At 41.6% G+C, this 20,812-nt stretch carries 21 protein-coding genes; 12 read left to right on the top strand and 9 right to left on the bottom strand.

Going from position 1 to position 20,812, the window contains the following annotated elements; genetic code table 11:
- Positions 1–150: 150 nt before the first annotated feature.
- Positions 151–996, top strand: a complete 846-nt coding sequence (locus GSQ74_RS08955) for a capsular polysaccharide synthesis protein (protein WP_256366287.1) — start codon at positions 151–153, stop codon at positions 994–996.
- Between the two features lie 170 nt (positions 997–1,166).
- Here GSQ74_RS08955 and GSQ74_RS08950 read toward each other — a convergent pair whose 3' ends face one another.
- Positions 1,167–2,813: a S8 family serine peptidase gene (locus tag GSQ74_RS08950; protein WP_158992340.1), complete on the bottom strand. Its 1,647-nt coding sequence runs from the start codon at positions 2,811–2,813 to the stop codon at positions 1,167–1,169.
- A 100-nt stretch (positions 2,814–2,913) separates the two neighbouring features.
- Complete coding sequence (locus tag GSQ74_RS08945) at positions 2,914–4,455, bottom strand: aldehyde dehydrogenase family protein (RefSeq protein ID WP_158992338.1); 1,542 nt, start codon at positions 4,453–4,455, stop codon at positions 2,914–2,916.
- 304 nt (positions 4,456–4,759) lie between these two features.
- On the opposite strand from GSQ74_RS08945, the gene GSQ74_RS08940 reads away from it, so the two are divergent.
- From GSQ74_RS08940 to GSQ74_RS08920, 5 genes are all read left to right on the top strand, one after another.
- Positions 4,760–6,163, top strand: coding sequence for a lipopolysaccharide assembly protein LapB (locus GSQ74_RS08940; RefSeq protein ID WP_158992336.1), 1,404 nt, complete (start codon positions 4,760–4,762; stop codon positions 6,161–6,163).
- 174 nt (positions 6,164–6,337) lie between these two features.
- On the top strand, positions 6,338–7,093 hold the full coding sequence (locus GSQ74_RS08935) for a phosphosulfolactate synthase (RefSeq protein WP_158992335.1): 756 nt from the start codon (positions 6,338–6,340) through the stop codon (positions 7,091–7,093).
- Positions 7,094–7,229: 136 nt separating this feature from the next.
- On the top strand, positions 7,230–7,721 hold the full coding sequence (locus GSQ74_RS08930) for a hypothetical protein (protein WP_158992333.1): 492 nt from the start codon (positions 7,230–7,232) through the stop codon (positions 7,719–7,721).
- 61 nt (positions 7,722–7,782) lie between these two features.
- A complete protein-coding gene (locus GSQ74_RS08925) occupies positions 7,783–8,583 on the top strand; it encodes a shikimate dehydrogenase (protein WP_158992331.1) in 801 nt (266 codons plus the stop codon).
- Positions 8,556–9,185: a gliding motility lipoprotein GldD gene (locus tag GSQ74_RS08920; RefSeq protein ID WP_158992329.1), complete on the top strand. Its 630-nt coding sequence runs from the start codon at positions 8,556–8,558 to the stop codon at positions 9,183–9,185. Before GSQ74_RS08925 ends, GSQ74_RS08920 begins: the two co-directional genes overlap by 28 nt.
- A gap of 593 nt (positions 9,186–9,778) precedes the next feature.
- On the opposite strand, the gene gltX is transcribed toward GSQ74_RS08920, so the two are convergent.
- A complete protein-coding gene (gltX, locus tag GSQ74_RS08915) occupies positions 9,779–11,299 on the bottom strand; it encodes a glutamate--tRNA ligase (protein ID WP_158992327.1) in 1,521 nt (506 codons plus the stop codon).
- Positions 11,300–11,911: 612 nt separating this feature from the next.
- Here gltX and GSQ74_RS08910 point away from each other — a divergent pair.
- On the top strand, positions 11,912–13,123 hold the full coding sequence (locus GSQ74_RS08910; RefSeq protein WP_158992325.1) for a HAMP domain-containing sensor histidine kinase: 1,212 nt from the start codon (positions 11,912–11,914) through the stop codon (positions 13,121–13,123).
- Positions 13,113–13,628, top strand: a complete 516-nt coding sequence (locus tag GSQ74_RS08905) for a DinB family protein (protein ID WP_158992323.1) — start codon at positions 13,113–13,115, stop codon at positions 13,626–13,628. The genes GSQ74_RS08910 and GSQ74_RS08905 overlap by 11 nt, the downstream gene beginning before the upstream one ends.
- Before the next feature lie 43 nt (positions 13,629–13,671).
- Here the strand turns inward: GSQ74_RS08905 and GSQ74_RS08900 are convergent, their stop codons facing one another.
- Positions 13,672–14,052, bottom strand: coding sequence for a DUF6249 domain-containing protein (locus tag GSQ74_RS08900; protein ID WP_158992321.1), 381 nt, complete (start codon positions 14,050–14,052; stop codon positions 13,672–13,674).
- Between the two features lie 503 nt (positions 14,053–14,555).
- On the opposite strand from GSQ74_RS08900, the gene GSQ74_RS08895 reads away from it, so the two are divergent.
- Entirely contained in the window at positions 14,556–15,137 is a 582-nt protein-coding gene (locus GSQ74_RS08895) for an RNA polymerase sigma factor (RefSeq protein WP_158992319.1), read from the top strand.
- Positions 15,134–15,658, top strand: coding sequence for a hypothetical protein (locus GSQ74_RS08890; protein ID WP_158992317.1), 525 nt, complete (start codon positions 15,134–15,136; stop codon positions 15,656–15,658). Before GSQ74_RS08895 ends, GSQ74_RS08890 begins: the two co-directional genes overlap by 4 nt.
- A gap of 300 nt (positions 15,659–15,958) precedes the next feature.
- On the opposite strand, the gene GSQ74_RS08885 is transcribed toward GSQ74_RS08890, so the two are convergent.
- The 5 genes from GSQ74_RS08885 to GSQ74_RS08865 form a co-directional block, all read right to left on the bottom strand.
- Positions 15,959–16,954: a zinc-binding dehydrogenase gene (locus GSQ74_RS08885; RefSeq protein ID WP_158992315.1), complete on the bottom strand. Its 996-nt coding sequence runs from the start codon at positions 16,952–16,954 to the stop codon at positions 15,959–15,961.
- A 95-nt stretch (positions 16,955–17,049) separates the two neighbouring features.
- Complete coding sequence (locus GSQ74_RS08880) at positions 17,050–17,655, bottom strand: superoxide dismutase (RefSeq protein WP_158992313.1); 606 nt, start codon at positions 17,653–17,655, stop codon at positions 17,050–17,052.
- A gap of 1,001 nt (positions 17,656–18,656) precedes the next feature.
- Entirely contained in the window at positions 18,657–19,127 is a 471-nt protein-coding gene (locus GSQ74_RS08875; RefSeq protein WP_158992311.1) for a nucleoside deaminase, read from the bottom strand.
- A complete protein-coding gene (locus GSQ74_RS08870) occupies positions 19,124–19,516 on the bottom strand; it encodes an SdpI family protein (protein ID WP_158992309.1) in 393 nt (130 codons plus the stop codon). Before GSQ74_RS08870 ends, GSQ74_RS08875 begins: the two co-directional genes overlap by 4 nt.
- Positions 19,517–19,852 carry a tRNA-binding protein gene (locus GSQ74_RS08865; RefSeq protein WP_158992307.1) on the bottom strand — a complete coding sequence of 112 codons (336 nt, stop codon included), beginning with the start codon at positions 19,850–19,852 and terminating at the stop codon, positions 19,517–19,519. It lies immediately after the preceding gene.
- Between the two features lie 92 nt (positions 19,853–19,944).
- Between GSQ74_RS08865 and GSQ74_RS08860 the strand changes: the two genes are divergently transcribed.
- On the top strand, positions 19,945–20,253 hold the full coding sequence (locus GSQ74_RS08860) for a helix-turn-helix transcriptional regulator (protein ID WP_158992305.1): 309 nt from the start codon (positions 19,945–19,947) through the stop codon (positions 20,251–20,253).
- Positions 20,254–20,261: 8 nt separating this feature from the next.
- The gene (locus GSQ74_RS08855) at positions 20,262–20,753 is read left to right on the top strand and encodes an SRPBCC domain-containing protein (protein ID WP_158992303.1); all 492 of its coding nucleotides are present in this window, start codon (positions 20,262–20,264) and stop codon (positions 20,751–20,753) included.
- The last annotated feature ends 59 nt before the right edge of the window (positions 20,754–20,812 follow it).

Genomic DNA, 20,812 nt, shown 5'->3' with positions numbered 1-20,812 from the left:
GGAATGATGCGTTAAAAACAATTAGTGGCGATGGGTATTGATTTTTTTATTTAATCCCCATTATGCTGTTCTGTGTAACGAAGCAATTACGAATCATATAAGACGGCTATTTTCCCCTGCGATTACTTCATTACCCACAATGACAGCGACTTGATTTTTTATATATTAGCACACAAAATTTTACCTCAATTGGACAATAATCTACCTAAAAAAATATGGTTTTTGTGGCTGCAAGGGCTTGATAACGCACCTTTAGTAGTAAAAAAATGTTATGATTCCTGGATTAAACATAACCCTGACTGGGAACTTATCTTATTGGATGAGCAGAGTATCGGCGAATATATTCCTGCATTTACTGATGGGATAACCAAACAAGCCTTATCGGATATATTACGAATAAATTTACTTGCTAAACACGGTGGCATATGGGTTGATGCTACCTGTTTTTGTATGAAGCCCTTAGATGAGTGGTTGTATGATAATATGCAATCCGGTTTTTTTGCTTTTGACAGACCGGGGGCCGACAGAATGCTATCGAGCTGGTTTATTGCCTGCAACAAGTATAATTACATAGCCAGCACGTACCAAAACATGGTAAATTTATATTGGCAGGAAAACCCTCACCTTAAATTTATTGAAAATTCGGGTTGGAAGTTTTTGAACAAGAGACTGCAAAAATTAAATACACAGGTATGGTTCAGCGCTTTTGTAACTAATACATTAAAGGTGTACCCTTATTTCTGGTTTCATTACATGTTTACAAACCTTTACTTGCGGATAAAAGAGTTTCGTGATTTATGGGACATCACCCCTAAAATTAGCGCCGATATACCACACCGGATACAGATGACTGGTTTATTGGCACCCATGAGTGCTGAAGTTAAACAGGAAATAGATAACAAAATATCCCCACTTTATAAACTCACCTGGAGATATGATACAGAAGCGGCACATAAGCCAGGTACTGTGTTGGATTATCTTTTTAACAATCAATAATTCTCTGTCATTCTGAGCGAAGCGAAGAATCTATCGATAGGCATTTGCGCCATGTATAACGGATAGATTCTTCGCTCCGCTCAGAATGACAAAAAAACAAAGCCCGCAAAGTGATACCTGCAGGCTTCTTTTATCTTCAATAAGAAACTTACGAAGTTTAAATAAACTATTTAATCATTCTTTTTGCGCTCGCCCTTCATTTTTGAGGCTATTTCTAAGGCTTTGTATGCATTTACCACACCGCCGGTTTTTGACAGGGTTGTAAAATCAACCAGATCATGTGTACCCGGTTTGTAAACCATAACACCTTTTAACGGAGTTGCCGAAGCCAAAATCGCTTCTTTCACCTGAGCTGCTGTTAATTTTGGATAGTACTCTAATATCAACGCTGCAATACCTGCTGTTATTGGCGAGGCAAAGCTGGTACCGTCGGCGGTGTTGAATTCTGCGTCTTCATCAATTGAAGTCACTTTAACACCAGGAGCAAACAGGTCGGTATTTTTTCCATAATTAGTAAAGTTTGCAGCTAGGGTAGTGTCCTGTTTCCATGCAGAAGCATCAACACTGATTAAATTATCGCTGGTCGTTCCATCCAGGAAATGGTTATTAGGGAACTCCGGTTTATCATCAATGTTTTGGTTATCATTACCAGATGCCTGTACCAGTAACACATCTTTGTCAGCGGCATATTTCATAGCCGCATCAACCCAATCTTTATGGGGTGATATTTTTTTACCGAAACTCATGTTGATCACCTTAGCACCATGATCTACCGCGAAACGGATAGCATTGGCAATATCCTTATCATACTCATCGCCATTAGGAACGGCTTTTATCGACATAATGCGCACATTATCCGCCACGCCATCAATACCATAGCCATTATTACGTTTAGCGCCAATCAACCCCGCTACTCCTGTACCGTGGGAAGCATCAGGATATTTCAGGATGTTGTTACCATAAGGCTTGCCATCCATTACATCTGGGTTATCGCCTACTATTTCCTTACGGGAGTTTAAATCAGGGTTAACATCGTTGTTTAATTTCTCTAAATATTCACTCAGGTCCTTTAATACTTTCGCATTGGTGGTAGCGCCGCCGCCCTCCTGGGTTAGAACCATGTTCCAAACATACTTACTGCGGTTAACAGTATCATTATTACTTTGTACCTTGTCCAGATCATGAATATCAAACGTAGCATCCGTGCCTAATTTAAGCGCGCTTTTGATGTACCCATTGGTAATCATCAGTACATTCATTTCCGGTTTTAATTCACTTAATTCTGTAGATGATTTATTAACGGTTGAATCATGTGTAGCTTTAACAACCAACCAGTAATTATATCCTTTTTCATCCCCGGCAGGTGCTGAAGTTAAATTGGCATACTTGCCTTGAAGTTTAGCATATTCACGTACCTCTTCGGTTGTTTCGGTATAATCGCATTTACCATTTTTACCGCCTAAAAAGTTCCAGCCATGTACATCATCTACATAACCATCGCCATCATCATCAATACCATTGCCCGGGATCTCTTTTGGATTTACCCACAATATACCCTGTAGGTCTTTTTGCGCGGTATCAATACCACTATCAATGGTAGCAACCACTACAGTTTTGCTTTTTTTGCCTTTAACAAATATGTAGGCCTGGTTTAAACTGATACCGAAAAAACCATCGGTACTCAAATCCATCGTATGCCAGTTTTTTGGCGGATCCGCAGGAGGTGTTGGCGGTGCTATTTGCGCCATAGACCCAAAACTCATTAACAAAGCGCCGCAAAGCGTAGCGCCAAAAACATACTTGCTAAATTTCTGCATATAATATATATAGTTTATTAGTTCAAGCCCCACCCAAACCCTCCCCGGAAGGGAGGGCTTAAGATAAAGTCTCCCCTTCCGGGGGAGATTTAGAGGGGGCTTACAAATCAAATTTAATTCCCTGTGCCAATGGCGCTTTAACAGAATAGTTTATGGTGTTGGTTTGTCGCCTCATATAAACTTTCCATGCATCAGAGCCCGACTCACGACCACCACCAGTGTCCTTTTCGCCACCGAAAGCGCCGCCTATTTCTGCTCCCGATGTACCAATATTCACGTTAGCAATTCCGCAATCAGAACCTCTGCTTGATAAAAATTGTTCTGCCTCGCGCAAATTAAGTGTCATTATGGATGATGATAATCCCTGCGGAACACCGTTTTGTAACGCTATAGCCTCATCTAATGTTGTATACCTGATTAGATAAAGTATCGGGGCAAATGTTTCATGCTGCACAATTTTAAAATTGTTCTCCACTTCGGCAATACAAGGCTTTACATAACAGCCAGATGCATATTGCGCGCCTTCCAGCTTACCGCCTTCTACTGCAAACTTACCACCTTCTGCCTTACATTTTTCGATAGAATCCAAGTATAAAGCCACCGCGTCCTGATCGATCAGCGGGCCCATATGATTGTTTTCGTCTAACGGATCACCAATGCGAATCTGTTTGTAAGCATTCACCAATTTTTGTTTAAAGGCCTCATAAACACTTTCGTGGATGATGAGCCTGCGTGTACTTGTACACCGCTGGCCTGCAGTACCCACTGCGCCAAATACAGCGCCAACTAATGAAGTATCCAGATCAGCATTTTCACTGATGATGATGGCATTATTGCCGCCAAGCTCCAGTAAGCTTTTACCTAACCTAGCTCCTACAGCAGCGCCTACGGCTTTACCCATGCGGGTTGAGCCCGTTGCTGAAATCAATGGTACACGGGTATCGTTAGCCATCAGTTCGCCGATATTGCGGTCGCCGATAACCAGGCATGACACACCTTCTTCTATATTATGTTTTTTAAATACCGCTTGCGCTATATGCTGGCAGGCAATAGCCGTTAATGGTGTTTTTTCAGATGGTTTCCAGATACAAACATCACCACAAACCCAAGCCAGCATGGCATTCCAGCTCCAAACTGCAACCGGGAAGTTGAATGCTGAGATGATCCCTACAATCCCAAGTGGATGGTATTGCTCATACATGCGATGCTCCGGTCTTTCGGAGTGCATGGTCAAACCATATAACTGGCGACTCTGGCCTACGGCGAAATCGGCAATATCAATCATTTCCTGTACTTCGCCGTAACCTTCCTGTAAGCTTTTGCCCATCTCGTAAGATACCAACGCGCCTAATTCATGCTTATTAGCACGTAACGATTCGCCTATCTCCCTAACTATTTCGCCACGCTTTGGCGCGGGTACAGTACGCCAGCTTTTGAAGGCTTTTGCGGCGGTTTCAACAACGTGGTTATAATCGCTATCCGTAGCGAATTTTACCGATGCGATCTTTTTACCGTCAACCGGCGATAACACATCTTTTACAGCTGAATTGGCACTACTTCCCCAATTACTGCCCGTACTAAACGCCTCATTAATGTCGTTTATATGTAAATGGTTCAGAATTTTTGTTATATCGATGCTCATAATGGTTACTTTTGTCAAAGGTAAAAATCTTTAAGGCAATTTATTATCAACTCACCGCTTGCCACAAAATGGTTTACATTTATTATCAGGCACTTGTATAGTCCGCTGTTAAATAATGTGTGTATGTTGAAAACTTAAATGCATCTTAAGATCTTTATTATTTGTAATTTAATCTCGGTTAAGGATTAATAGCCCCACCCAACCCTCCCCGGTAGGAAGGGCGTTTGAGAGAAAAGTCTCCCCTGCCGGGGGAGATTAGAGGGGGCTTAATTTTAACTGAAACGTGTTCTGCAAACCTAATTGAATGGAAGAAGAATTTGAATTTGGTTTTACCGAAGACCCAAAATTTTCGGTAGAACGGTACGAGGAAATGATTCGGAATCACGACCAGTACTTTTTTGATGCCCAGGCGTTTGAGAACATTATCGACTACTACATCGAAAAAAATGATCCGGCAAAAGCCCTGCAAGTATCTGAGTATGCGCGCAACCAACACCCGTTTGCCGCTGTATTTTTAATAAAACAAGCCCAGCTTCTAGTGGTAACCAATCGCTCCGTAGAAGCATTTGATGCTTTGGATAAAGCTGCCATGCTGGAGGCTTCTGACCCGGATATATACCTCATCCGCGGCAATCTATACGAGAGCATGGAGCGTTTTGACGAAGCGCTGGAGAACTACGAAAAAGCTTTAAGCCTTGCCGAAGAAACCGACGAGATATTGCTGCATATTGCCTACGTTCATCAGAATATGGGCGATTACAATACTGCTATCGGTTTCCTGAAGGAATGCCTGAAACAGAATATGGAAAACCAGGACGCTTTATACGAACTGGCTTTTTGTTACGATGTAATGGATAACCAGGAAGAAAGCGTACAATTTTACCAGCAATATATTGATAACGAGCCGTATAGTTATGCTGCTTGGTATAATTTGGGTAACGCGTTTACTAAGCTTAGCTTATTTGAGAAAGCAATAGATGCTTATGATTATGCCATACTGATTAAGGATAGCTTTGCATCAGCCTACTTTAACAAAGGTAACGCCCTGGTTAATTTAGAGAAATATGCAGAGGCCATAGAAGTTTACCGTCAGACCTTCGAGTACGAACAACCTAATGCCGATACCTATTGCGCTATTGGTGAATGCTACGAGAAATTGGAGCAAATGGATGATGCGCGGGCCTTCTACAAAAAATCTGTTAAAATGGATCCAAAACTGGCTGATGCCTGGTTTGGTATAGGCGTAACCCTTGATTTTGAAGAGCGTTATTTTGAAGCACTACATTTCTACAAAAAAGCGCTTGACCTTGATATAGCCAATGCTGATTACTGGTTTGCCATTGCTGATGCTGAATACAAATTGAAGCACCTGGCGGAATCTGAGCAAGCCTACGAAAAAGTAGTGGAGCTTAACCCGCTTGATGTAGATGCATGGTTGGACTACTCATCTATATTATACGAGCAGGAGAGGTTGGTTGATGCTATTGAAGTGATGTCGCAAGCGATAAAGAATAATCCGGAGGCGGCAGAATTATACTACCGCATGGTGGCCTATTTATTTGCCAAAGGCGATTATAATGAAGCATTGAACCATCTGGAATTGGCCTTGACATCAGACCCGGAAAAGCATTACATTTTGTACGATTACCTGCCGCAGTTACAAAAAAATAAAGTGATTGTAGATATTATTAATCGCTACACCAGATAGCTGCCCCACCCAAACCCTCCCCGGAAGGGAGGGCTTAGCCTGCAAAAAAGTCTCCCCTTCCGGGGGAGATTTAGAGGGGGCTGATTATAACCAAAAACTTACCTTGCTTTTTGGTTTTTTTTTTGAACTTTGCGGCCGAATATTTATTAGCATCAGGCTACCTACTTTGTTTTTATGAATTACCACATCAATAATATCCCCGAGCGTACTGTTAAACCCCGAAACAGTGGCATCACCATGGTTATGGACAAAGGCCTTAGCGTACGCCAGGCCGAGGATTTTATAGAGGTTGGCGGTGTACATAGCGATATTATTAAATTAGGCTGGGCTACATCATACGTTACCCCTAAGCTTGATGAAAAACTGGCTTTGTACCGCGAAGCGGGCTTGCCGGTATACTTCGGAGGTACTTTATTCGAGGCATTTATCATCCGTAACCAGTTTGATGATTATTGCAAAATACTGGATAAATACAAAATGCAATATGTGGAAGTATCTGATGGCTCTATAACTATTGAGCATGACATCAAATGCGAATACATTCGGAAGCTGAGCGAAAACTTCACAGTAATATCTGAAGTAGGCTCCAAAGATGTACAGAAAATATTTGCCCCTTATAAATGGATCAAGCTGATGCAGGCCGAAATTGAGGCAGGCTCATGGAAAGTAATTGCCGAAGCCCGCGAAAGTGGTAACGTGGGCATCTATCGTGATTCAGGAGAAGTAAGGCAGGGATTGGTGGATGAAATATTAACCCAGATACCCGAAGAAACCATTATTTGGGAAGCGCCGCAAAAAGCGCAGCAGGTTTGGTTTATTAAATTAATTGGCGCCAATGTAAGTTTAGGCAATATTGCGCCTGCCGATGTAATACCGTTAGAGACTTTACGCCTGGGTATCAGAAGTGATACTTTTGATCATTTTTTGTAGAAAAAACGATACTTTTAAGGCATCTTTGTGATAGAAAACGAGGAATATTGACGCTTTTAACATTAAAAAAGCTCCTTTTTACCCCGTAATTGACTTTAAAAAGCCACTTTTCGCATCGAATTAAACCGATTTTCGCATGAAAAAGCTATTCATATTTTTTCTGCTCATCATTTCTGTCGGTACAGGCTTTGCCCAAAATCTGCCGAAGTTCGACCAGTATAAATTTAAGCAAACCAGCGATTATACATTGGCAGATAGCGCTGTATTGCAAACCGCGAATTTCCTGCTATCAACCCCTAGCGACCAAAATACCCATACCCGTATTAAAGCCGGGCAGTTTGTAATGCGATGGATGGAAGGCACCCCAGATTATACATTTTCGCTGGAACAAAACGCGATCAAATACCTCTCAGGCAATGTTGATCTGATGTTGCTTTACATGACGTCGATGGCCAAATATGCATTGGAAACCAAGTCTACCGATGTTAAAGCAATCACCATTAATGGCGTTAAAATATTATTGGCCTATGTAAATAGCCCCATAAGCAATGTAAAAAAGGACAAAACCCTGAAAAAGCTTTCCGATGCAAACGACAAAGGCAACCTGGAAAACTTTCTGAATCTGTAATATTTTCAATATTTATTAAACAACGTAAAGAAATATTCAGTTGTTATTTTAACATTGCATCATGAAAAAATACGGGCTAATAGGTTTTCCGCTTACACATTCGTTTTCAAAAAAATATTTTACCGAGAAATTTGAGAAACTACACATCAAGGATGCTCAATATGATCTTTATCCTATTGAACATATTAAAGACTTGCAGGACATGCTCGACCTGCACCCCGACATGTGCGGTTTGAATGTGACCATCCCCCATAAAGTAAATGTTATTAAATACCTCGACTGGATTGAGCATGATGCCAAAAACGCAGGCGCTGTAAATTGTATTCGAGTGGTTGCCGAAAGTCCGATACTGGCTTCGTTTTTAGGCGAAGTTGGCGTAAAGGGACACGACTTTAGGTTGGAGGGTTTTAACACGGATATTTACGGTTTCGAAATGTCGTTAAAACCATTGTTGAGGGAAGGCATGGAAGATGCTTTGATTTTAGGCGATGGTGGCGCCGCCAAAGCGGTAAAATGTGTGCTGGATAACCTAAACATCAACATTACAACGGTTACCCGTAAACCACATCCCGGCAACATTCTGTTTAAGGATTTGAAACCGCATCACTTTGAAAAGAACAAACTCATCATCAATACTACGCCATTGGGCACAGCCCCTAATTTTGATGAATGCCCGGATATCCCTTATGAGCTGATCACACCGCAGCATTTGTTGTACGACCTGATCTATAATCCCGAAAAAACCCTGTTTTTAAAGAAAGGCGAAGAACGAGGCGCCCGGATTAAAAATGGCTACGAAATGCTTACCTTGCAGGCTGAAAAATCGTGGGAGATATGGAACTCACAAACAATGACTTTATGAGGATATTAGGCTTATTGCTGATTACAACTTTACTTTTTAGCGCCTGCAGCAATAACAACCACGATTATTCGCCAAAGCCCCGTGGATATTACCGCATCGTTTTCCCCCAAAAGCAATACGTTGAATATAACGGGCCATACCCATTTACTTTTTTGTATCCGGCCTATGCCAACATCGTACCTGATTCAAATACAGCACCTAACGGCAATAAAAAGCTGATCAATATGAAATACCTGTTAAACATGCAATTCCCGCAGTTTAATGGTACGCTGCATTTAAGCTATGAGAGCATTACCTCGCGCAAAGTATTTGATGAACTGATTGAGGACGCGCACTCCTTCGCCTTTAAGCATACGGTAAAATCTACCGGTATCGACCAGGCGCTGATCTATTACCCTGATAAAAAAATCTTCGGCATCTATTATACCATCAACGGTAATGCCGCCTCATCCGCACAGTTCTTCCTGACTGACAGCACCCGCAACTACATCCGCGGAGCGCTATATTTTAACTCCGAACCAAAGCTTGATTCCATCCAACCCGTACTTGATTTTGTAAAGAAGGATATGAATGTGATGATCAAAAGCTTCAGGTGGAAGTAGCTCGATTTTAGATTTCGGATTTACGATTTCAGAGTTATCTGTACCACGGTACAAGTGAAACAAATGGTACAGCCGGTACACTTTTTAGCCAAAAAGCGGCCAACAACACCCTAAAAAGGCTGTTTTTACATACTCGGTTTACTACTTTTCAGGCTAAAAAAGCCTAAATAGCGACTAAAATTGCCAAAAAAAGCATATTTTCAAACACGTTTCGCTGTTATTTCAATGAAAATTTAAGGGTTTTTTGTCATTCTGGAACGAATAACTTTCTAAAAATTGCATTGTTCGCTTTGCAAATCGAAGAAGATTCTTCACTCCGTTCAGAATCACAATTTAAAGTCAAAAAAAGCGCAAAAGCCTGACGGAAAACCGGGCCGGGAGCTGGCCCTGCGGGCAGAAGGTTTTTTCCGTCTTGATTTTTTGCTACTTTTTTATCAAGAAAAAAGTAGTAGCCCCGCGGCAATGAGCGGACAGAATATTTTATTAGAGATGAAATTTGTTCATTCTGAGGAACGAAGAATCTTCTAAACCTGCATTGTTCACTTTACAAATCGAAGAAGATTCTTCACTCCGTTCAGAATCACAAAGTGGCCTTACGAATTAAACACAATCAAAGCTTTCTCAATCCTGTTAATCGTCTCATCCTTACCCAACAAAGCAGCAATATCAAACACATGCGGACCAAACTTACCGCCCACCAGCATAATACGGAACGGCAGCATCACATCACCTGCTTTTAAAGCTTTCTCTTCCATCAGGGCTTTAAACTGTGCCTCAAATGCAACCGCATCAATAGATGCTTCATCCTTCAACAGGCCTATCAGCACATTAAAAAAATCGTTCTTGGCTTCGTTCCATTTAGGTTTAACGGAGTTAACGTCAAGCTCCTTAGGCACTTCAAAAAAGTAAGCCGACTGCTGGTAAAAATCAGGTAACAAAATACAGCGTTCCTTAACCGCGTCGATAATTTTTAATAGATATTCATCTTCCTTAACAGTTACACCTTTATCTGTAAGCACACTTTTAACTTTCGACTTTAAACTTTCAGCTGACTCCCTTTTGATCCACTCAGCATTATACCATTTCGCTTTTTCGTAATCGAATTTTGCGCCTGCTTTACTTACACGGTCTATCGAGAATTTTTCTATCAATTCATCCAGGGTAAATATTTCCTGGTCGCCGCCATCGTTCCAGCCTAACATGGCTAACAAGTTCAGGAATGCTTCAGGTAAAAATCCAAGCTCGCGGAAACCGGGGGTAAACTCATCAGCTTTAGCATCATACCATTCCATAGCATAAACCGGGAAACCTAACCTTGCGCCATCGCGCTTGCTTAGTTTACCGTGCCCATCCGGTTTTAAGATCAATGGCAAATGTGCCCATTGTGGCATATCAGCTTTCCAGCCTAAATACTCCCAAAGCAGCAAATGTACAGGTGCCGATGGCAACCATTCTTCGCCCCTAAAGGCATGCGATATTTTCATCAGGTAATCATCAACCACCACCGCTAAGTGGTAGGTTGGCATACCGTCGGCCTTTAATAAAACCTTATCATCAACCTGGTTAGTTTCAAAACTAACATGGCCGCGTATCATATCATTAAAACTGATGGTTTCATCAGTCGGCATTTTTATACGGATAACATGCGGTGTATGCGCGTCTAATAAAGCATCTACCTCATGTTCAGATAACGATAAGGAGTTACGCAGTTCATCGCGATGAGCCTGGCCATATTGAAAGTTCGGTATCTCTTTACGCTTGGCATCCAGCTCTTCTGGTGTGTCAAAGGCGTAATAAGCATGGCCTTCCATCACCAGCTTTTCAGCATATTGGCGGTAAAGGGCTTTACGCTCGCTTTGGCGGTATGGCGCATATTGGCCACCCACTACAGGGCTTTCATCTGGTGTTAAGCCACACCATTTAAGGCAATCTAAAATATATTGTTCTGCGCCTTCTACATAACGGTTTTGGTCGGTATCTTCAATACGTAAAACAAAATCGCCGCCATGCTTTTTGGCGAAAAGATAATTGAACAATACGGTACGAACACCGCCTAAATGTAAACCACCCGTAGGGCTTGGTGCAAAACGAACTCTAACTTTTTTATCTGCCATTATGCCGCAAAGATAATCAAATATTAGCCCCACCCAACCCTCCCCACAAGGGAGGTCTAAATGAATGATTTAAAGCATGGGAAGTAATTCAATGCTTTTTTACCCTCTTCTTTGCTTGCAAAAGAGAGGGTGGTCGAGCGAAGCAAAGACCGGATGAGTAGAGTATACAAGCGACATTAGCACGAATGCCTGGCGCACAGTTAACTCACCCCGAATGCGCTACGCTGTTCGACCCTCTCTGCGGCAAGCCCAATGTCATTAAGTTAAGCCGCATTTAATTTAGCCCCCTCTAAATCTCCCCCGGAAGGGGAGACTTTAGCTTCGCCCGCGTTTGTTTTTTTAAGTCCTCCCTACCGGGGAGGATTTAGGTGGGGCTTAACTTAATGACATTGCCGGCAAGCCGGAAAGAGGGTGAAAATATTTCAATGATATTGAACTAACCTAGTGAAAGATGTTTTGTGCTAACCAGCAATAATTATCAAAGCACTTTTAATTCCAAAATAGGATACTTACATTTCAAATTATCCGTTCTTCATCAGTTTTCGGAGTATTTATGTAATTTGGCAAAATACAGACTTACGGTCTTTTCCGACTTGCTGACTTTTATAATAAATGAACCCATACGAACAGAAAAAACGCTGGAAATACATACTTATCACCTTCGCAATAATTATTGCAAGCGGATCATTATTATACACCAATCACCTGGTTAAAAACATTTCCAAGTCCGAGCGCACCCGCGCGCAGGTTTGGGCAATGAGTATGCGGCAAACCACTACATCAGACGATAACGACTTTTTACAATATGTTTTTGCTGTACGCGATAGCTCGTTGGTGCCGGCTATTGGTGTTGATGAAAAGGGGGATATTAAATATGTACGTGGCCTTGACTCAACCAAAACTTTTATAAAAATACCGGGTAACGACAAGGTTAGGGGAGCGCCAATATACGATCCTGCTTATTTTCAGCATGAGCTGGAATACATGAAAAAACAGCACGCCCCAATTGAGCTAACCATGTTAAATACCAAATACCTTATCTATTACAAGGATTCGGCATTATTGCATGAGCTTAAAATTTTCCCATACATACAATTACTCGTTATCGCTATATTTTTGTTAGTGGCCTATACGGCGTTCAACTCATCCCGCAAATCCGAACAGAACCAGGTTTGGGTAGGTTTGGCTAAGGAAACAGCGCACCAGTTAGGTACGCCCATATCATCATTAATGGCATGGGTTGAGCTGATAAAAGATAAATTCCATGCCGAAAAAGATCCATTAATGGCGGAGATGGAAAACGATATTAAACGACTGGAAATCATCGCCGACAGGTTCTCTAAGATCGGTTCAAAACCAAAGCTGGAAAATCGTTCGGTTTATTATGTAGTTAAAGATTTTGTTGATTATTTCAGTGTGCGGGTAAGCAATAATATTAGTTTTGAAATTACCGGCAACCCCTACTTGCAAGCTGGGTTAAATGTGCCTTTATTTGACTGGGTACTGGAAAACCTGCTAAAAAATGCCGTAAACGCCATAGAAGGCCGAGGCAAGATCAAAGTAGAAATAAACGCCAGCAAAACTAAAAAGAACCTGATACTGATTGATGTTACCGATACCGGAAAAGGCATTCCGCGTTCAAAATTCGATACCGTATTTCAGCCGGGGTATACCACCCGTAAACGTGGCTGGGGATTGGGGCTTTCGTTAACAAAACGTATTATAAACAACTACCATAACGGTACTATTGCTGTGCGCGAATCAGAAATTGGCAAGGGCACAACATTCCGCATCACCCTAAAAAACTCAAAAAATGATAAATAAACCGCAGCCCGGTGAATACGCCTCATACGCGGCAGCATACGTAGCCAAAGTGCCTAACGGCCCCGTGATAGAGATATTGGAGTATTTAAAACAAAGCACCTATAATTTTTTTTCGCGGATAACAACCGAGCAGGCTGATTATGCCTATGCAGAAGGTAAGTGGACGCTAAAACAGGTTTTAGGCCACATGATTGACACCGAAAGGGTATTCTCATTCCGTGCCTTATGCTTTTCTCGCGGAGATAAAAACCCGCTACCCGGTTTCGATCAGGAAGAATATGTATCTGCTTCAACCTTTGATATCCGCACTATACAGGATTTGGCCAATGAATTTAAAGCCCTGCGCGAAGCCAATGTATACTTATACAGCTCGTTTACCGACGAACAGAGCCAGATGATGGGCATTGCCAGTAACCACCCCGTTTCAGTTAGGGCATTAGTATACATGACCGCTGGTCACGAGCTATACCATCTTGATTTGATAAAAGAACTTTATATAAAATAAAAAAAGGCAGGCGAAGGTAAAAATTACCTTCGCTTACCTCTTTTTAATCCAATTCCTTATTTGTCGCTTTATTCTCGTCTTTTTTCTCGATAAGATAAGAAATGAATAGGCCTGCTCCACCAAATATGGCAATTAGCGCGAAGTAAATGGCCGGATTTTGGTCTCTGCCGGTATTAGCGAAAGCCAGGCAGGTATGATCCAATATATAAGCCAAAAACAAACCTAAACCTGCACCTATTAACAGTAAGCCCCATTTTAAGGTATTATAAGTTTGTGAACGAGGCTTGTAACTGCGGGGATCCATGCCACGCTCAATCATCGCCATACGTTCGCGTTTGTGTAAATACACTATACCAAAAACCATTGCAAACATGCTGATGGGAACGAAAATCGGTACTAATACCCCTATTGAATCTGAGTCCATAATATTTAATTATTAATTTGATAAATCATTTTTTGTTTCATGCACCACACTGGTGTATTTGTAAGCTATGACTACCTGTTTTTTGATGAGGTTACAGGGGAGGATAAAAAAATTCATGTCATTCTGAGCGGAGCGAAGAATCTGTACAGTGTAAACAAATTTACAGATTCTTCGCTCCGCTCAGAATGACAATAAAATAAGAAAAAAAGCGCGCAAACGCCCGACGGAAAACCGGGCCGGGAGTTTGCCTAGCGGGCAGAAGGTTTTTTCCGTCTTGACTTTTTGGTTCTTTTGTGTCAAAGACAAAAGAACTAGCCCAGCGGCAATGAGCGGCGAAAATATCTTATTAAAACGAAAATATCTCAGCTGAGGAACGAAGCATATATACAAGAGTAAACAAGCGACCAGATCCTTCGCTCCATTCAGAATGACAATCCGATCAAATAAAAATTTATCTTTACTACTGTAACCTCCACCTCAACCATGTAGTCATAACCACATAAATGCAAAGCAAGCTTTCGGATACCGACTTAATTGAACAAACACTGGCAGGCGATCAGTCGGCTTATGCTGCTTTGATTAAACGGCACCAGCGTTTCGTATTCACGTTGGCTATGCGCTTTGCTAAAAGCAGGGAAGATGCTGAAGAGATTGCCCAGGATTGCTTTATAAAAGCTTACCGCTCGCTGGAATCTTTCCAGCGGCAAGCAAAATTCACCACATGGCTGTATAGTATAGTTTATACCACCGCCATGACTACCCTGCGTAAAAAAAGGATAGCTACTGATTCGATAGATGATGAAGAAACTTTTATACAGGTTGAAAATAAACCAAGCGGCTATGACGAAAACAACGTGGAAAATAAATCACGCTCGTTTTATTTAAACCAGGCCATTGATCAATTACTACCTGATGACGCGACCATCATCACCCTGTTTTACAAAGGCGAGCAATCATTGGAAGAGATCGCCCAAACCATGGGTATCGAGGCCAATACCGTAAAGGTTAAACTATTTAGGGCGCGCCAGCGTTTGAAAGACAAGCTGGAGCGTAATTTAAAACATGAAGCTAAAGAACTGATATGAACAGCATAGAAGAACAACTTTGGAACTATATTGATGGCACCAGCAACCCCGAGGAGCAAAAGGCCATTAGCCTGCTTATTGAGCAGGACGAAGTATATCGTAAAAAATATAAAGAATTACTCGCGCTAAATGCAGAGTTTTCAGCAATGGAACTGGATGAGCCGCCTATGGCTTTCACCTACAATGTGATGGAGAGCATCCGTAACGAGCATGCGATGCAGCCGTTAAAAGCACGCGTTGATCAGCGTATTGTTAAGGGTATAGGGTTGTTTTTCGGGTTAATTATTTCTGCGATTCTAATTTTTGCATTAGCCAGTGTCCACTGGTCTGCCCCAGTATCAGGCGGAAATACAACGCATTTTGTGATCCCCAATATCACCAAATTCCTAAGCAGCCCGATAATGGAAAGCTTCATGTTTTTTGACATTGTGCTTGCACTGTATATTTTAGACGTCTATCTACGCAAAAAAAACCTCACAAAAACATACACAAGTGTTCAATCGGGTGGACAACAAAAGTAATATAGGCAGCTACTAAAATATAATCTACTGCTGACTAAAAATGAATAGTCATCATATCATAATATAATAACCTGATTTTAACCTTAAGTAAAAAAATACTACTCTATAGTATCACTTTGGTATAGTAATTGATATATAATAAGTGAACTGGCATCCTTGCCAGTTTAATTGTGATAAGGTTTAGGTTGAAAGTCTCCCGACGCAAGGTTGGGAGGCTTTTTCTTTTTAAGAGGAAAATCTACGCACAAAAAAAGGTGTCATACTTTCAGCATAATACCCCATATTATATATAGCATAATATTAAGTTCTCAGCACAATCTTCCCAAACTGCGATGAATGCTCCAGTTTCTTAACCGCCGCATTAGCCTCGTTTAATGGGAACACTTCGTCTATTGCAGGTATAATTTGATGTTCGTTCACCAAAGCAAGCATCCCTTTAAAATCATCGGGGTTGCCCATCATAGTGCCTAATATTTGTATTTGTCGCCAAAATATTTTGCGGCCGTTTAATTCAGGGATATTTCCGGCTGTACCGCCAAAAATTACAATTCTGCCTCCGGGGTTACACAAATCAACCAATTTGGCGAAACCATCGCCCAGGGCGCTATCAATAATTACATCAAAACCACCTGACAGTTGCGCTAATTGCTCGGCCCAGTCCTGCGCTTTGTAGTTTACGCCTGCAGCTGCCCCCAAATGCTTTGCTCTATCAAGCTTATCACCCGAACCCGATGTTACAAAAACCTGGCATCCTGCCGCCACCGCCAATTGCAAAGCGAATGCACCGGTACCACCGCCAACACCCGTTACCAAAACCTTACTGCCTTTTACAGCCTTGCCTTTAGTAAATAAAGCGCGGTAAGTGGTTATACCCGCCAACGGAATTGCCGCCGCCTGCTCCCAATTTAAATGAGTCGGTTTAGCATGCAGGTTTTCTACCGGTACTTTCACATATTCCGCAAAAGTACCATCAGCAGGTAAACCTAATATCTTAAAATTATCCGATTGAAAATTCGGGTTATCGCCCCATCCCGAAGCCGGGTCAATAACAACTTCTTTATTCAGCCAACGTTTATCATCATCACTGCCCACTTCGGCAACAATACCAGCGCCGTCGCTTCCCAAAATAGTTGGATACTTAATGCCCGCATATTTACCCACCGTAATCCAATAATCACGACGGTTAAGCGCCGCGGCTTTTATTTTTACCAATGCTTCACCCGGTTGTAACGTGGGCTTATCAACTTCTTTGTATACTAATGGTTTATCAGCGGCTTCTAATACTATTGCTTTCATTGATGCCCCCTCTAAATCTCCCCCGGTAGGGGAGACTTAATTTATATCATAATATTTTAAAGCCCTCCCTACCGGGGAGGGTTGGGAGGGGCTGGTTATTTTGCTTTCGCGTAAAGCTCGGCAACTTTAGCCCAGTTGATCACATTCCAGATCGCAGCCAAATAATCAGGGCGACGGTTTTGATATTTCAAATAATAAGCATGTTCCCAAACATCGATACCTAAAATTGGGGTACCTTTTACTTCAGCAATATCCATTAAAGGGTTATCCTGGTTAGGGGTTGATGTAACCGCTAATTTTCCATCAGCAACAATTAACCATGCCCAGCCAGATCCGAAACGGGTAGCACCAGCTTCAGATACTTTAGTTTTAAAATCTTCAAATGAACCAAAAGTTGATTTGATCGCTTCAGCTAATTCGCCTGTTGGCTCGCCGCCACCGTTTGGTGAAAGTAAAGTCCAGAACAAGCTGTGGTTATAGTGGCCACCGCCATTGTTACGTACCGCCGGCGCGAATTTTGAAATATTAGTAATGATGTCTTCAATGCTGCTATCAGCCTCAGGTTTGCCTTCTAACGCTTTGTTAAGGTTGGTAACATAAGCCTGGTGGTGCTTGCCATGGTGAATTTCCATAGTAGCTTTATCAATGTGCGGTTCTAACGCATCAGTAGCGTAAGGTAACGCCGGTAGTGTGAATGCCATAATATTAAGTTTTTAATTTTTAAGATAGTGTTCGAGACAAATATAAGGTTTGAAACATGTTTTTTGTTCTAAATAAATGTCATGTTTTTGTTAGGTGGTGGATTGGTGTACGTACTCTTTATCTCACGCAGATTACTCACCCGGTTTTCGCTCAACCGCTTAACCTCCCCTCTCTTCCGCTTTGCGGTAAAGAGGGCAAAAAACCTTTGTTCCCCTCTATGCGCCGGCGGAGAGAGGGGGCGACCAGCGCAGCGTAGTCGGGGTGAGTAAACGGAGCGCAAAAAGCATTTGGGGCGTTACCTCCAGCCCGCGCTATTTGTTCATACGCCTCAGGCATTATGCTCAAGGCCGGTATCCACTACTATCGAACGCAGAACATCGTTTTTGTTGGTGACAACACCAACAAAGGCTGAAAAAATTTATAGCTTAATTTTCAATTAGTTATTGAATTAACAACTCCTTTAATACATCACCGGATTTCCCCGCACATTTATCTATATATTTTGTATAATCATTATTATTCCACATATAATGAGTATAAAGCCAAGCCCAAGTCCTTTAATGTCCCACCCAAAAGTATCTTGTTCTCGTTTAAGGAAATTTTAACTTGCTTTATTGTTAAATAGATTCCTAATCCTACACAAACTATGCCGATAAGTATATACCAAATATTCATATCAAATATTATTAGTTTTAGCCCATGATTTATTAACCCAAAATGTCCATTTTAACATTAATTCAGTTTTTTATGCTTTTCGAAGATACAATTCGTTTTAATATGCTGATTAGCAAGACCATACAGACATGACGCGCTAATGGATGCCTGTAAAATATTATAACTTAATGATGATCAAGGATAGTATTTTTTTCGCCTTTGTTGGTGTTGTCACCAACAAAACCAAGCCTACTTTAACCCCTTCCTCCTCCTTCCCCAAGGAAGGAATCGCACTATCCCTCACTTTTTTCTGAGATCTATGAACTATGAACCATCAACTATATCCCTACCTCTTCTTCCTGAAAAACTCCTTTACCAGCTCCGAGCATTCATTCTCTTTAATCCCACCGGTAATAACCGTTTTAGGATGGGTGATCTTCTGGTTCAACCTGCCGAAGCCCAACTTAGTATCATAAGCGCCAAAAACTATCCCGCCCAGCTGAAACCAGTAGGCTGCGCCTGCGCACATTACACAGGGCTCCATGGTTACATATAAAATACATTCCTTTAAATATTTACCACCCATATAATTAGCGGCGGCAGTAAGCGCCTGCATTTCAGCATGGGCCGATACATCGGTCAAACGCTCCGTAAGATTATGCCCTCTGCCTATTATCTTGCCTTTGCAAACAACTATAGCACCAATAGGTATTTCATCCTCCGCCAGCGCCAATTTAGCCTCTTTTATCGCTTCATTCATAAAAAACTCATCCGGCGAGATTGCCGCGGGCTCATTCTCAAAACTTACATACCTCATTTCCGCCTCTTCTTAATCTTATTTTTGAATTTATTTGCCAGGTATTTCTCAGTTGCCATGGTTGATAGTATACCTATCCCCATCGCACCGCCAAATAATACCACATATTTTATCATGGTTTGCTTATCATAATCGGCCACATATAACACCGTCACCGCGTTTATTACAAACCCAATGATGTAATATATTAAACCAAGCTTCATCATGTAAATAGCCGAATATCTGTTTCCTTCGTCCCAGGTTTCCTGGTCAATACGGGCGTTTTGCGTGCGGTAACCATACCAACGGTTTATCTTTTTGGGTGGCAGGAAACGCTGCAACCAACCAATTACAATAAACAGCACACCAATTAATTGCGGACCGATAAAAAAGCTCAAATAATAATTCATCTAAATTAATTTACTGCCGTTAGGCACAGGTTTATCAATTGTGGTTAATACAATATCGCCATTTTCGTCGGCCAGGCCGGTTACCAAAAACTCCGACATAAAATTCGCGATCTGTTTTTTGGGGAAGTTAACCACCCCCATAATCTGTTTTCCTACCAATTCCTCTTTAGTATAATGCTTAGTGATCTGCGCACTCGACCATTTAGTGCCTAATTCACCAAAGTCGACCTTTACCTTATAAGCAGGTTTGCGCGCTTCCGGAAAATCAGCAACTTCTAAAATAGTGCCTACACGTAATTCCACTTTTTCAAAATCATGCCAGGTGATGGGTTCCATATAGCAAAGATAAAAACCTACAACAAAAATCAGATTAAATTTGCGCAACCGAATAATTGCATTTATATTTGCAACCATATAGTTGCAAATAAATGAGAAGAGACATTTTCCAGGCCATTGCCGATCCTACCCGCCGGGCTATACTCGCGCTGATAGCCTTACAAGCCATGACACCCAATGCCATCGCCGAACATTTCGACAGTACACGCCAGGCAGTATCAAAACACATTCAAATTTTAACGGAATGCGAAGCGGTAACGCAGCGACAATCCGGACGGGAGATCTATTACCATATAAACTTTGAAAAAATGAAAGAAATAGACAAATGGCTTGAAGATTTCCGCAAAATGTGGGATGACCGCTTTAACCAATTAGATGATTTATTAAACAACCTTAAATAAAACTAATCATGACTAACAAAACAGTATTTACCAAAGATTTAGCTAACAAAAAGCTACATGTTACCCGGGAATTTGCTGCACCTGTTGAAAAGGTATGGGCAGCGTGGACAGAAAGCGACTTACTTGATAAATGGTGGGCGCCAAAACCATGGAAAGCCATAACCAAATCATACAGTTTTACTGAAGGTGGTACCTGGCTTTATTATATGGCAGGGCCTGAAGGCGAAAAACATTGGAGCAGGTGTGACTTTGAAACCATAACACCTACGCAAAGCTTTAAACTTACCACTAAGTTTTGTGATGAAGATGGAAATACTCCCAGCGATTATACCGGCATGCACTGGCACAATCAATTTTATGCCACCGAAAATGGTACAAGGGTTGAAGTTGATCTCACATTTGAGGATGTAGCAATCTTTGAAAAAATCATTGCGATGGGCTTTGAAGCTGGCTTTAGCATGGGATTGGGCAACCTGGAAGAATTACTGGCGGAAGCATAATAAATTCACCAACCTCTCCACCATGTCATTGTGAGCAGAGCTGCGGAAAGGACTGCGCG

Source organism: Mucilaginibacter sp. L196 (genome assembly GCF_009765905.1).
Taxonomy (GTDB): Bacteria; Bacteroidota; Bacteroidia; order Sphingobacteriales; family Sphingobacteriaceae; genus Mucilaginibacter.
This window is presented reverse-complemented; position numbering and strand designations above follow the sequence as displayed.

Excerpts from the sequence above, each read along its gene's own strand:
- GSQ74_RS08950 (WP_158992340.1), bottom strand. The coding sequence starts at position 2,813 with ATGCAGAAATTTAGCAAGTATGTTTTTGGCGCTACGCTTTGCGGCGCT.
- GSQ74_RS08945 (WP_158992338.1), bottom strand. The coding sequence starts at position 4,455 with ATGAGCATCGATATAACAAAAATTCTGAACCATTTACATATAAACGAC.
- GSQ74_RS08940 (WP_158992336.1), top strand. The coding sequence starts at position 4,760 with ATGGAAGAAGAATTTGAATTTGGTTTTACCGAAGACCCAAAATTTTCG.
- GSQ74_RS08935 (WP_158992335.1), top strand. The coding sequence starts at position 6,338 with ATGAATTACCACATCAATAATATCCCCGAGCGTACTGTTAAACCCCGA.
- GSQ74_RS08930 (WP_158992333.1), top strand. The coding sequence starts at position 7,230 with ATGAAAAAGCTATTCATATTTTTTCTGCTCATCATTTCTGTCGGTACA.
- GSQ74_RS08925 (WP_158992331.1), top strand. The coding sequence starts at position 7,783 with ATGAAAAAATACGGGCTAATAGGTTTTCCGCTTACACATTCGTTTTCA.
- GSQ74_RS08920 (WP_158992329.1), top strand. The coding sequence starts at position 8,556 with ATGGAACTCACAAACAATGACTTTATGAGGATATTAGGCTTATTGCTG.
- gltX (WP_158992327.1), bottom strand. The coding sequence starts at position 11,299 with ATGGCAGATAAAAAAGTTAGAGTTCGTTTTGCACCAAGCCCTACGGGT.
- GSQ74_RS08910 (WP_158992325.1), top strand. The coding sequence starts at position 11,912 with ATGAACCCATACGAACAGAAAAAACGCTGGAAATACATACTTATCACC.
- GSQ74_RS08905 (WP_158992323.1), top strand. The coding sequence starts at position 13,113 with ATGATAAATAAACCGCAGCCCGGTGAATACGCCTCATACGCGGCAGCA.
- GSQ74_RS08900 (WP_158992321.1), bottom strand. The coding sequence starts at position 14,052 with ATGGACTCAGATTCAATAGGGGTATTAGTACCGATTTTCGTTCCCATC.
- GSQ74_RS08895 (WP_158992319.1), top strand. The coding sequence starts at position 14,556 with ATGCAAAGCAAGCTTTCGGATACCGACTTAATTGAACAAACACTGGCA.
- GSQ74_RS08890 (WP_158992317.1), top strand. The coding sequence starts at position 15,134 with ATGAACAGCATAGAAGAACAACTTTGGAACTATATTGATGGCACCAGC.
- GSQ74_RS08885 (WP_158992315.1), bottom strand. The coding sequence starts at position 16,954 with ATGAAAGCAATAGTATTAGAAGCCGCTGATAAACCATTAGTATACAAA.
- GSQ74_RS08880 (WP_158992313.1), bottom strand. The coding sequence starts at position 17,655 with ATGGCATTCACACTACCGGCGTTACCTTACGCTACTGATGCGTTAGAA.
- GSQ74_RS08875 (WP_158992311.1), bottom strand. The coding sequence starts at position 19,127 with ATGAGGTATGTAAGTTTTGAGAATGAGCCCGCGGCAATCTCGCCGGAT.
- GSQ74_RS08870 (WP_158992309.1), bottom strand. The coding sequence starts at position 19,516 with ATGAATTATTATTTGAGCTTTTTTATCGGTCCGCAATTAATTGGTGTG.
- GSQ74_RS08865 (WP_158992307.1), bottom strand. The coding sequence starts at position 19,852 with ATGGAACCCATCACCTGGCATGATTTTGAAAAAGTGGAATTACGTGTA.
- GSQ74_RS08860 (WP_158992305.1), top strand. The coding sequence starts at position 19,945 with ATGAGAAGAGACATTTTCCAGGCCATTGCCGATCCTACCCGCCGGGCT.
- GSQ74_RS08855 (WP_158992303.1), top strand. The coding sequence starts at position 20,262 with ATGACTAACAAAACAGTATTTACCAAAGATTTAGCTAACAAAAAGCTA.